The sequence below is a fragment of the Eleftheria terrae genome, from assembly GCF_030419005.1.
GTDB classification, from domain to species: Bacteria; Pseudomonadota; Gammaproteobacteria; order Burkholderiales; family Burkholderiaceae_C; genus Caldimonas; species Caldimonas terrae.
Window position 1 is genome coordinate 666,066 of the sequence record NZ_CP106952.1, and the last position, 13,498, is coordinate 679,563.

Here is a 13,498-nt window from a genome sequence, read left to right on the forward strand (position 1 = left end):
TTGGCGCAGCTGCATGAGCAGAACATCCAGCTGTCGGTGGACAACGGCCAGCTGCGCCTGCGTGGCGCGGGCCGCGGCGGCCTGCCGGCCGCATTGATGGAGCAGCTGCGCGAGCACAAGGCGGCCCTGCTGGCCCACATCCAGGCCGGCCACGCGCTGCCGTCCGGCAACGAACCGGCGCCGTCCGGTGCGGGCATTCCGCCCGGCACCACCACCATCACGCCCGGGATGCTGCCCTTGCTGCAGCTCACGCAGGCCGACATCGACCGCATCGTGGCCAGTGTCCCCGGGGGCGCCGCCAATGTGCAGGACATCTATCCGCTGGCACCGCTGCAGGAGGGCATCCTCTTCCACCACCGGATGGCACCCGGGGACGATCCCTACCTGCTGCAGGTGTTCTACAGCTTCGACAGCCGCGACCGGCTCGACGCCTACCTGCAGGCCTTGCAGGCCGTGCTGGACCGGCACGACATCCTGCGCAGCGCCGTGCTGTGGCAAGGACTGCCCGAGCCGGTGCAGGTGGTGTGGCGGCAGGCGACGCTGCCGGTGCAAGCGCTGGCCGCCGACCCGGGCAGGGACGACGACCCGGTCGTCCAGCTGCAGGCGGCCCTGCAGGACGGCCGCCTGTCCATCGAGCTGCGGCGGGCGCCGCTGCTGGGCGCCTGGTTCATGCCTGACCGGCGGCAGGGCCGCTGGGTGATGTCGCTGGTGTTCCACCACCTGGTGCTCGACCATGCGGCGCTCGACCTGGTGCAGGACGAGGTGCATGCCCTGCTCGATGGCCGGGGTGCGCAGCTGCCGACGCCGACGCCGTATCGCGAGTTCGTCGCGCACAGCCGGCGCGGCCGGCGCAGCGCGGATGACGAGGCGTTCTTCACCGGCATGCTGGGCGACATCAGTGAGCCCACTGCACCCTTCGACACCGCGGAGCGGGCGGCGTCGCACGCCGATGCCGCTGCCTCGCGGGAAGCGACGGTGCTGCTCGACGCCGCTCTGGCCGGGCGCTTGCGCGAGCAGGCACGGGCCCATGGGGTGAGCACCGCCAGCGTCTGCCACCTGGCGTGGGCCCTGGTGCTGGCCAGCGTGTGCGGGCGGCAGGATGTGGTGTTCGGCACCCTTCTGTTCGGCCGGCTGCAGGGCGGCGATCGGGCCGGCCGCGGCCTGGGGCTGTTCATCAATACCTTGCCGCTGCGTGTGACGGTGGGCGAGGACAGCGTGCGCGACGGCGTGCGCCGGGTGCACCAGCTGCTCGCACAGCTGTTGCGGCACGAGCACGCACCGCTGGTGCAGGCACAGCGCTGCAGCGGGGTGGCGGCGCCGGCGCCGCTGTTCACGGCCTTGCTGAACTACCGGCACAACGTCGACGCCGGCTCGCAGGCCGCGCGGGCGCAGATGCCCCGGGGCGTGGAGCTGCTGGGCGCGCAGGAGCGCACCCACTATCCCTGCTGCATGAATGTGGACGACCTGGGCACGGGGTTCAGGTTGACGGCCCAGGTGCGGCCATCCATCGACGCGGAGCGGGTGTGCGCCTTCATGGTGACCGCGCTGTCCCGGCTGGTGGATGCACTGGAGCGTGCCCCGTCCACGCCTTGCCGCCGCGTGCCGGCGTTGCCCGAGTCCGAGCGGCAGCAGCTGTTGCAAGGCTGGAACCGCACGGAAGCGCCCTATCCAAGGCAGGCCAGCCTGCCCTCGCTGGTGGAAGCGCATGCGGTGGCGCGGCCGGACGCGCCGGCGGTGGTGCATGGCGAGCGGCAGCTGAGCTATGCCCAGCTCAACGCGCAGGCGAACCAGCTGGCGCATGGCCTGGTGCAGCGCGGCGTGAGGCCGGGCGCGCGGGTGGCGGTGCTGCTGGAGCGCTCCATCGAGATGGTGGTGGCCCAGCTGGCGGTGCTCAAGGCCGGGGCGGCCTTCGTGACGCTGGACCGGCATGCGCCGCAGGCGCGCCAGCGCTACATCGTGCAGGACTGCGGGGCGCAGCTGCTGCTGTGCGAGGCGGGGCTGGAGCTGCCGGAGGTCGAGGGCGTGCAGCAGCTGGTGCTGGCCAGGCTGGCAGCGGAGCTGGCGCAGCAGCCGCAGGAGGACCTGGGGCTGGCGGTGGACGCGGAGTCGGTGGCGCACATCACCTACACCTCGGGCTCCACCGGGCAGCCCAAGGGCGTGATGGTGCCGCACCGCGCGATTGCGCGGGTGGCGCTGAACAACGGCTGGGCGGAGCTGGGCGAAGGCGACCGGTTTGGCTACATCTCCAACCCGGCCTGGGACGCGAACACGCTGGAGCTGTGGGTGCCGCTGCTGAACGGGGCGTGCGTGGTGGCCATCGAGCAGCGCGAGGTGCTGGATCCGGAGGCGTTCAAGCGACGGCTGCTGCAGCAGGAGGTGAACGTGCTGTGGCTGACGGTGGGGCTGTTCAACCAGTACGCGCAGGCGCTGGGCGAGGTGTTCCGGCGGCTGCGCTACCTGCTGGTGGGCGGCGATGCGCTGGATGCGCGGGTGGTGGCGCAGGTGCTGAGGGACAGTCCGCCGCAGCACCTGGTCAACGGCTACGGGCCGACCGAGACGACGGTGTTTGCGACGACCTGGGAGATCCGGGAGCTGGATGCGCAGGCGCGCGGCGTGCCGATTGGTCGGCCGATCGCGAACACGAGCATCTACCTGCTGGATGGGCAGGGCGAGCCGGTGCCGGTGGGGGCGACCGGGGAGATCTGCATCGGCGGCGACGGGGTGACGCTGGGCTACCTGAACCAGCCGGAGCTGACGGCCGAGCGCTTCGTGCGGGACCCGTTCTCGTCGCGGCCCGGGGCGAGGATGTACAAGAGCGGCGACCTGGGGCGCTGGCGGGCGGACGGGGTGCTGGAGTTCGTCGGCCGCAATGACCACCAGGTGAAGATCCGGGGCTTCCGCATCGAGCTGGGCGAGATCGAGGCGCGGCTGGTGCAGCATCCCGGGGTCCGGGAGGCGGTGGTGCTGGTGCGCCAGGACGAGCCGGGTGCCAAGCGGCTGGTGGCCTATGTGATTCCCGCTGGCGAAGCGGTGCCCGAGGCGGAGGCGCTGAGAAGCCACCTGTCGCAGCAGCTGCCGGAGTACATGGTGCCGGCGGCGTATGTGGTGCTGCAGCAGCTGCCGCTGACCATCAACGGCAAGCTCGACCGCCAGGCGCTGCCGGTGCCGGAGGCGGGAGCGTATGCGAGCCGACGCTACGAGGCACCGCAGGGCGAGGTGGAAGCGACGCTGGCGCGGCTGTGGTGCGAGCTGCTGAAGGTGGAGCGGGTCGGGCGGCAGGACAACTTCTTCGAGCTGGGCGGCCACTCGCTGCTGGCGGTGACGCTCATCGAGCGCATGCGCCAGGCCGGGCTCGCGCTGGACGTGCGCTTGCTGTTCGCCACGCCGACCCTCGCTGCACTGGCCCGGCAGGTAAACATGGCCCCGGTGGAAGTCGAAGTGCCGGCGAACCTGATCCCGCCGGGCTGCCGGGCGATCGAGCCGGAGATGCTGACGCTGGTGGCGCTGAGCCGGGAAGAGATCGAGCAGGTGGAGGCCGGCGTGCCCGGAGGGGCGGCGAACATCCAGGACATCTATCCGCTGGCGCCGCTGCAGGAAGGCATCCTGTTCCATCACCTGATGGCGGAGTCGGGCGACGTGTACGTGACGCCGGCGCTGTTCGCCTTCGACAGCCGCGAGCGGCTGCAGGGCTACCTGCAGGCACTGCAGGCGGTGATCGACCGGCACGACATCCTGCGCACCTCGCTGTGCTGGGAGGGCCTGAGCGAGCCGGTGCAGGTGGTGTGGCGGCAGGCACCGCTGGTGGTGCAGGAGCTGCAGCTGGACGCAGCGCAGGGCGATGCGGCCGGGCAGCTGCAGGCGCGGCTGGCCGGCGGGCAGCTGGTGCTGCCGCTGCAGCAGGCGCCGCTGATGCGGGTGGCGGTGGCGGAGGACCGGGCGCAGGGGCGGTGGCTGGCACTGCAGCTGTTCCATCACGTGGCGATCGACCACACGACGCTGGAGATCCTGCTGCAGGAGATCCAGGCGCACTTGCAGGGGCAGGCGCAGGGCCTGCCGAGGCCGCTGCCGTTCCGCGACTTTGTGGCGCAGGCGCGGCTGGCGGTGTCGAGGCAGGAGCACCAGGCGTTCTTCAGCGAGATGCTGGGGGCGGTGGAGGAAGCGACGCTGCCGTATGGGCTGAGCGATGTGCAGGGCCAGGGCCGGGCGATCGTGCAGTCGCAGCGGCAGGTGCCGGGGCGGCTGGCGCAGCGGCTGAGGGCGAATGCGCGGGCGCTGGGGGTGAGCGTGGCGAGCCTGTGCCACCTGGCGTATGGGCAGGTGCTGGCGCGGGTGTGCCAGCGCGAGGAGGTGGTGTTCGGCACGGTGCTGTTCGGGCGGATGCAGGGTGGGGCGGGGGCGGACCGGGCGCTGGGGCTGTTCCTGAACACGCTGCCGCTGAAGCTGCAGGTGGGCGAGGTGGGGGTGCAGGAGGCGGTGCGGCAGACGCAGCGCTGGCTGGCGCGCTTGCTGCGGCACGAGCATGCACCGTTGGCGCTGGCGCAGCGCTGCAGCCGGGTGCCGGCGTCGCTGCCGCTGTTCAGTGCCTTGCTCAACTACCGGCATGACAGCGCCGCAGGACCGGAGGCAGAGGGCGATGCGGCCATGGTCTGGGATGGCATCGAGCTGCTGCAGGCGCAGGAGCGCACCAACTATCCCTTGACGCTGTCGGTGGACGACCTGGGCGATCTGTTCAGGCTGACCGTGCAGGTGGATGCGGCGGTTGACGCACAGGCGCTGTGTGCCATGGTGGAGCAGGCGCTGTGCAGCCTGGTGGAGGCGCTGGAGGACGCGCCGCAGACGCCGGTGGGGCAGCTGGAGGTGATGCCGGAGGTGGAGCGGCAGCTGGTGCTGCAGGGATGGAACCAGACGGCGCAGCGGGTGCCGGAGGACCTGTGCCTGCATGAGCTGGTGGAGGTGCAGGCGGCACGGCAGCCGGCAGCGGTGGCGGTGGTGCATGGTGAACGCCGCTTGAGCTACGGCGAGCTGAACGAGCAGGCGAACCGGCTGGCGCATGAGCTCAGACGGCTGGGGGTGAAGCCGGACGAGCGGGTGGGCCTCTGCTGCGAGCGGGGGTTGGAGCTGGCGGTGGGGCTGCTGGCGGTGCTCAAGGCCGGTGGGGCGTATGTGCCGCTGGACCCGGCGTATCCGAAGGAGCGGCTGCAGTACATGCTGCAGGACAGTGCGCCGGTGGTGGTGCTGGTGCAGGGGGTGGGGCGGGAGCGCATCGATGCGCAGGTGCCGGTCCTTGATTTGCAGAATGCCTCAGGCTGGTCTGCTCAACCTTCGACCAATCCATCCCGCTCAGCGATCGGCCTGCAGCCGTCCCACCTGGCGTATGTGATCTACACGTCGGGCTCGACCGGCCAGCCCAAGGGCGTGGCGATCGAGCACCGCAATGCGGTGAACTTCCTGAGCTGGGCGGCGGAGGCGTTCGACGCTGAACAGCTGAAGCACACGCTGTGGGCGACGTCGGTGAACTTCGACCTGGCGGTGTACGAGTACTTTGCACCGCTGAGCGTGGGCACGACGGTGGAGGTGGTGGGCAATGCGCTGGAAGCCGCTCAGGCGACCGGCGAGGTGACGCTGATCAACACGGTGCCCTCGGCGCTGCAGGCGCTGCTGGAGTCGGATCAGGTGCCGGCGAGCGTGAAGACGGTGAACTTGGCTGGCGAAGCCCTCAAGCGCAGCCTGGTGGAAGCGCTGTTCGAGCGCACGGGCGTGGAGCAGGTGTGCAACCTGTACGGGCCGTCGGAGACGACGACGTACTCGACGTGGGTGGAGATGAAGCGGGAGGACGGCTTCGCCCCGCACATCGGCCGGCCCATTGCGAACACGCAGATCTACCTGCTGGACGCGCAAGGCCGGCCAGTACCGATGGGTGTGCCCGGCGAGATCCACATCGGCGGCGCCGGGGTGGCCCGTGGCTACCTGAACCGGCCGGAGCTGACGGCCGAGCGCTTCCTGAAGGACCCGTTCGCAAGCGACCCGCAAGCGCGGATGTACAAGACGGGCGACCTGGGCCGGTGGCTGGCGGACGGCCAGCTGGAGTACCTGGGTCGCAACGACCACCAGGTGAAGATCCGGGGCTTCCGCATCGAGCTGGGGGAGATCGAAGCGCGGCTGGCGCAGCATGCCGGCGTGCGCGAGGCGGTGGTGCTGGCGCGAGAAGACCAGCCGGGCGACAAGCGCCTGGTGGCCTATGTGACAGCGCAGCCCGGCGCGGCGCTGGAGGCCGAAGCGCTGCGTGGCGAGCTGTCGCAGCAACTGCCCGAGTACATGGTGCCGGTGGCGTATGTGGTGCTGGAGCAGCTGCCGCTGACGCCCAATGGCAAGCTGGACCGCCAGGCGCTGCCCGCGCCGGAAGGCGAGGCGTATGCGGCGCGCCGGTACGAGGCGCCGCAAGGCGAGGTGGAAGCGACGCTGGCGCGGCTATGGTGCGAGCTGCTGAAGGTGCAGCGGGTCGGCCGGCATGACAACTTCTTCGAGCTGGGTGGCCATTCGCTGCTGGCGGTGACGCTGATCGAGCGCATGCGCCAGGCTGGCCTGCCGCTGGACGTGCGCTCGCTGTTCGCCTCGCCCACCTTGGCCACGCTGGCCGCCAGTGTCGGTGGCCCGGCCGCGGCGGTGGAGGTGCCGCCCAACCGCATCCCGCCGGACTGCCAGGCCATCGAGCCGCAGATGCTGAGCCTGGTGTCGCTCGACGAGGAAGCCATCGGGCGGGTCGTGGCCCAGGTGCCGGGCGGGGCGGCCAACATCCAGGACATCTATCCGCTGGCTCCGCTGCAGGAGGGCATCCTCTTCCACCACCTGATGGCGGAGGCGGGCGATCCCTACCTGATGCATGTCACCTACCGGCTCGACAGCCAGGACCGCCTCGACAGTTTCCTGCTGGCCCTGCAGCGGGTGATCGACCGCCACGACGTTCTGCGCACGGCCTTCTGCTGGGAGGCCGTGACGCCCGCTGTGCAGGTGGTGTGGCGCCGCGCCGCGCTGCCGGTGCACCAGATGGTGTGCCGCCCCGGCGACGGCAGCCCCTTGCAGCAGTTGCATGAACGCTTTGATCCAAGGCGGCGCCCGCTGGACCTGCGGCAAGCGCCGCTGCTCGATGCCTGCATCGCCGAGGAGGCCGCTGGCGGGGGCTGGTTGCTGATGCTGCGCTTCCATCATCTGGTGCTGGACCACACCTCGCTGGAGGTGCTGCTCGAGGAGGTGAAGGCCGGCCAGCTCGGTGCGGCTGCCAGCCTGCCGTCGCCCGCGCCCTTCCGCAACCATGTGGCCCAGGCGCTGGGCGGTGTGAGCCAGGCGGAGCACGAGGCGTTCTTCAGCCGCATGCTGGGCGACCTGGCCGAGCCCACCCTGCCCTTTGGCCTGCTCGATGTGCAGCGCAGCGGCACCGGTGTGGCGGAGGCCCATCGCGCGCTGCCGACCGCGCTGGCGCGCCGGTTGCGTCGACGGGCGCGGGCACTGGGCGTCAGTGTCGCCAGTGCCTGCCACCTGGCATTCGCCATGGTGCTGGCGCGGGTGTGCGGGCGGCAGGACGTGGTCTTCGGCACCGTGCTGTTCGGCCGCATGCGGGGAGGCGAGGGGGTGGAGCGGGCCCTGGGCCTGTTCCTCAACACCTTGCCGCTGCGCCTGCAGCTGGAGCAGGCTGGCGCCCGGCAGGCGCTGGCCAGCACCCATCGCGCACTGGCGCAGTTGCTGCGCCATGAACATGCGCCGCTCGCGCTGGCACAGCGCTGCAGCGCGGTGGCCGCGCCGGCCCCGCTGTTCAGCGCCTTGCTGAACTACCGGCATGCAGGCGCCGCGGCACCGGCTGGTGATCACGAGTCCGGCTGGCCGGGCGTCGAGGGTGTGGATGGCCAGGAGCGCACCAACTACCCCCTCTTGCTGTCGGTGGATGACCTGGGCGAGGAGCTGGCCCTGTCGGCCCAGGTGCTCGCAGTCGTGGACCCGCAGCGGGTCTGCGGGATGATGGAGCAGGCGCTGCGGAGCCTGGTGGAGGCGCTGGAGGACGCGCCGCAGACGCCGGTGGGGCAGCTGGAGGTGATGCCGGAGGTGGAGCGGCAGCTGGTGCTGCAGGGATGGAACCAGACGGCGCTGTGGGTGCCGGAGGACCTGTGCCTGCATGAGCTGGTGGAGGTGCAGGCGGCACGGCAGCCGGCAGCGGTGGCGGTGGTGCATGGTGAACGCCGCTTGAGCTACGGCGAGCTGAACGAGCAGGCGAACCGGCTGGCGCATGAGCTCAGACGGCTGGGGGTGAAGCCGGACGAGCGGGTGGGCCTTTGCTGCGAGCGGGGGCTGGAGCTGGCGGTGGGGCTGCTGGCGGTACTCAAGGCCGGTGGGGCGTATGTGCCGCTGGACCCGGCGTATCCGAAGGAGCGGCTGCAGTACATGCTGCAGGACAGCGCGCCGGTGGTGGTGCTGGTGCAGGGGCTGGGGCGTGAGCGCATCGATGCGCAGGTGCCGGTCCTTGATTTGCAGAATGCCTCAGGCTGGTCTGCTCAACCTTCGACCAATCCATCCCGCTCAGCGATCGGGTTGCAGCCGTCCCACCTGGCGTATGTGATCTACACGTCGGGCTCGACCGGCCAGCCCAAGGGCGTGGCGATCGAGCACCGCAATGCGGTGAACTTCTTGAGCTGGGCGGCGGAGGCGTTCGATGCTGAACAGCTGAAGCACACGCTGTGGGCGACGTCGGTGAACTTCGACCTGGCGGTGTACGAGTACTTTGCCCCGCTGAGCGTGGGCACGACGGTGGAAGTGGTGGGCAATGCACTGGAAGCAGGGCAAGCCACGGGTGAGGTGACACTGATCAACACGGTGCCCTCGGCGCTGCAGGCCTTGCTGGAGTCGGATCAGGTGCCGGCGAGCGTGAAGACGGTGAACCTGGCTGGAGAAGCACTGAAGCGCAGCTTGGTAGAGGTGCTGTTCGAGCGCACTGGCGTGGAGCAGGTGTGCAACCTGTACGGGCCGTCGGAGACGACGACGTACTCGACCTGGGTGGAGATGAAGCGGGAGGACGGCTTCGCCCCGCACATTGGCCGGCCCATTGCCAACACCAAGATCTACCTGCTGGACAGCCAAGGCCGGCCGGTGCCGGTAGGCGTACCGGGCGAGATCCACATCGGCGGCGCTGGCGTGGCCCGTGGCTACCTGAACCGCCCGGAGCTGACGGCGGAGCGCTTCCTGAAGGACCCGTTCGCAAGCGACCCGCAAGCGCGGATGTACAAGACGGGCGACCTGGGCCGGTGGCTGGCCGACGGCAACCTGGAGTACCTGGGGCGCAACGACCACCAGGTGAAGATCCGGGGCTTCCGCATCGAGCTGGGGGAGATCGAGGCGCGGCTGGCGCAGCATGCCGGCGTGCGCGAGGCGGTGGTGCTGGCGCGGGAAGACCAGCCGGGCGAAAAGCGCCTGGTGGCCTACCTCACTCCCCAGCCCGAAGCGACACTGCAAGCCGAAGCCCTGCGCCACCACCTGGCGCAGCAGTTGCCGGAGTACATGGTGCCGGCCGCCTATGTGGTGCTGGAACAGCTGCCGTTGACCCCCAATGGCAAGCTGGATCGCCACGCGCTGCCCGCGCCGGAAGGCGAGGCGTATGCGGCGTGCCACTACGAGGCGCCGCAAGGCGAGGTGGAGCGCACGCTGGCCGGCCTGTGGGCCGAGCTGCTGAAGGTGGAGCGGGTGGGCCGGCACGACAACTTCTTCGAGCTGGGCGGGCATTCGCTGCTGGCGGTGACGCTGATCGAGCGCATGCGCCAGGCTGGCTTGCCGCTGGACGTGCGCTCGCTGTTCGCCACGCCGACGCTGGCCGCGCTGGCAGCCAGCGCGGGCGGGGCGGCCGCGGTGGTCGAGGTGCCGCCCAACCGCATCCCGCCGGGCTGCCAGGCCATCGAGCCGGAGATGCTGACGCTGGTGCAGCTCACGCGCGAGCAGATCGGGCAGGTGGTGGCCACGGTGCCCGGCGGCGCCACCAACATCCAGGACATCTACCCCCTGGCGCCCCTGCAGGAAGGCCTGCTGTTCCACCACCTGCTGGAGCGCGAGGGCGACGTCTACCTGACGCCCGCATTGCTGCGCTTCGACGACCACGAGCGCCTGGACGGCTACCTGCGGGCGCTGCAGGCGGTGGTCGACCGGCACGACATCCTGCGCACCGCCGTGCTGTGGGAGGGCTTGCCCGAGCCGGTGCAGGTGGTCTGGCGGCAGGCGCCGCTGGCGGTGGAGCTGATCGAGCTGGACCCCGCCGAGGGTGACCCGGCCTCGCAGCTGCAGGAACGCTTCGACCCCCGCCGCAGCCGCATCGATGTGCGCCAGGCGCCGTTGATGCGCCTGTACGTCGCGCCCGACACGCAAGGGCGCTGGCTGCTGATGCAGCTCTTCCATCACCTGGCCATCGACCACACCGCGCTGGGCATGGTGCAGGCCGAGATCCAGGCACAGCTGCTGCACGGCGACCAGGCGGTGGCAGGGCCCCGGCCGCTGCCCTTCCGCGACTTCGTCGTGCAGGCCCGGCAGGGCGTGCCGCTGGCGGAGCACGAGGCCTTCTTCCGCGAGATGCTGGCTGATGTCACCGAGCCCACCACCCCCTTCGGCCTGGCCGACGTGCAGGGCGACGGGCGCCAGGTGGTGGAGGCCCGGCAAGCGCTGGACACCCAGCTGGCCGCCCGGCTGCGTGCCTGGGCGCGGGCCCTGGGCGTGACGCCGGCCAGCCTGTGCCACCTGGCTTTCGCCCAGGTGCTGGCCCGTCTTTCGGGGCGCCGCACGGTGGTGTTCGGCACCGTCCTCTTCGGTCGCATGCGTGGCGACGCCGGAACCGACCGGGCCCTGGGTGTGTTCATGAACACCTTGCCACTGCGCATGGACGTGGACGACCTGCCGGTGCAGGACGGCGTGCTGGCCACGCAGCGCCGGCTGGCCGGCCTGCTGCGCCACGAGCACGCGCCGCTGGCGCTGGCGCAGCGCTGCAGCGGCGTGCAGGCGCCGACACCGCTGTTCAGTGCCCTGCTCAACTTCCGGCACAGCCCGCGTTCGACACAAGAGGTCGACGAGCAGTCGATGCAGGCCTGGAGTGGCATCGAGTTCCTGGGAGGCGAGGAGCGGACGAACTACCCGCTGAGCCTGTCGGTGGACGACCACGGCGAGGGGTTCGGGCTGACGGCGCAGGTGGACAGCGGGGTGTCGGCCGCGCGGGTGTGCGAGTACATGGAGACGGCGCTGCGCAGCCTGGTGCAGGCGCTGGAGACGGCGCCCGAGACGCCGCTGTGGCAGCTGGAGGTGATGCCGCAGGCGGAGCGGCAGCAGGTGCTGCAAGGCTGGAATGCCAGCGCACGGGCGCAGCCGCCGGAGCGCTGCATCCACGAGCTGATCGAGGCGCAGGCGCGTGCCACGCCGGAGGCGGTGGCGGTGGAGCAGGGCGGGGCGCGGCTGAGCTATGCGCAGCTGAACGCCGAGGCGAACCGGCTGGCGCGCTACCTGAGGCAGCGTGGCGTGCAGCCGGACAGCCGGGTGGCGGTGTGCCTGCCACGCGGGCCGCAGCTGGTGGTGGCGTGGCTGGCGGTGTGGAAGGCGGGCGGTGCGTATGTGCCGCTGGATGCGGCCTATCCGCGGGAGCGGCTGGCCTACCTGGTGCAGGACAGCGCGCCGGTGCTGGTGCTGACGGACGCCGAGCGGCGGACGGCGCTGGAAGGCGGGGCGGCAGCGGTGGTGGACCTGCAGCAGGCGGCGCCCGAGTGGGCGGGCGAGCCGGCGCAGGAGCTGGCGCCGGACGGGCTGCAGGCGCGGCACCTGGCGTATGTGATCTACACCTCGGGCTCGACGGGGCAGCCCAAGGGGGTGATGGTGGAGCACCGGCAGCTGGGGCAGCTGGTGGCGTGGCACAACGAGGCCTTCGGGGTGGAGGCGGGGCAGCGCACGTCGAGCGTGGCGGGGCTGGGCTTCGACGCGGCGGCGTGGGAGGTGTGGCCGGCGCTGTGCGCGGGGGCGACGCTGGTGCTGGCGCCGCAGGCGGTGGCGCAGGACGTGGCGGGGCTGCTGCGGTGGTGGCAGGCCGAGACGCTGGCGGTGAGCTTCCTGCCGACGCCGATCGCGGAGCTGGCGTTGGCCGGCGGGCAGGTGCCGCAGGGCTTGCGGGTGCTGCTGGTGGGAGGCGACCGGCTGCGGCAGCGGGCGCCGGCGGGCGCGGGCTACACGCTGGTGAACAACTACGGGCCGACGGAGGCCACGGTGGTGGCGACCTCGGGCCCGGTGGGGGCGCAAGGCGTGCTGGCCCCAGCCGTGGGCGCTCCCACTGAAGCAGGCGCACCGACTCAAGCAGGCGTGATCACGATCGGGCGGCCGATCGGCCACACCCGCATCTACCTGCTGGACGAGCAGGGCCGGCCGGTGCCCATCGGGGTGGCGGGCGAGCTGTACATCGGCGGGCCGAGCGTGGCGCGGGGCTACCTGGGGCGGCAGGCGCTGACGGCCGAGCGCTTCGTGCGCGATCCCTTCGCCGAGGACGCGCAGGCGCGGATGTACAGGACGGGCGACCTGGCGCGCTGGCTGGCGGACGGTCAGCTGGAGTTCCTGGGGCGCAACGACCAGCAGCTGAAGATCCGCGGGCTGCGCATCGAGCCGGGCGAGATCGAGGCGCAGCTGGCGCTGCATCCGGAGGTGCGCGAGGCGGTGGTGCTGGCGCGCGAGGAGCGGCTGGTGGCGTATGTGACGCCGGCCGGCGGCCAGGCGCCGCAGGCCGAGGCGCTGCGGCGCCACCTGGCGCAGCGGCTGCCGGAGTACATGGTGCCGGCGGCCTATATGGTGCTGCCGCAGCTGCCGCTCACGCCCAACGGCAAGCTCGACCGCGACGCATTGCCCGCACCCGACGCACCCGCCGACGCCGCTGCCCGCTACGAGGCACCGGTTGGCGAGACCGAGACGGCCCTGGCCCTCACCTGGTCCGAGTTGCTGCGGGTCGACCGGGTGGGCCGGCACGACAACTTCTTCGCGCTGGGCGGGCATTCCCTGCTGGCCACCAAGCTCGTCGTGCGCTTGCGCAGCGAAATGGGCGTGGACATCGCAATGCACCGCCTGTTCTCCACGCCCACGCTGGCGTCCCTGGCCGAAGTCATCCTCGATGCCCAGCTGGCGCAATTCTCGAGCGATGACATCGAGGCACTCGAAAGGCTCTTGTAAGGATGAACAGGGTGGACTGGAATCTGTTGGAGAAAACCGGAGGCGACGAACGTCGGAAAGGTTTCATGTCGAAGCGATGAGGGGGCACATTTTCCGAATCTTGATGCCAGCCGTCGTTCAACGGAAATAGCGATGAATATGAGGAGCGGGCCCGGGCGGCGCCATATTGCGGCTCGGCAGCCGTGAGCCGGGCTTCGCTGTGCCATAAAGGCACAGTTCCTTGAATTAATCTTCTGGTCGCCCTTATTGGTGTGGCGCGGTTTACCTGTCGCATGACAGGTGAATG

At 71.0% G+C, this 13,498-nt stretch carries 1 protein-coding gene and 1 pseudogene; both read left to right on the top strand.

Annotated features, from left to right (window positions below; translation table 11 throughout):
* Positions 1 to 36: 36 nt before the first annotated feature.
* Positions 37 to 84 (top strand): annotated as a pseudogene (locus tag N7L95_RS29770) (hypothetical protein); the annotation flags it as partial.
* A 153-nt stretch (positions 85 to 237) separates the two neighbouring features.
* Positions 238 to 13,212: a non-ribosomal peptide synthetase gene (locus tag N7L95_RS26825; protein ID WP_435870123.1), complete on the top strand. Its 12,975-nt coding sequence runs from the start codon at positions 238 to 240 to the stop codon at positions 13,210 to 13,212.
* The last annotated feature ends 286 nt before the right edge of the window (positions 13,213 to 13,498 follow it).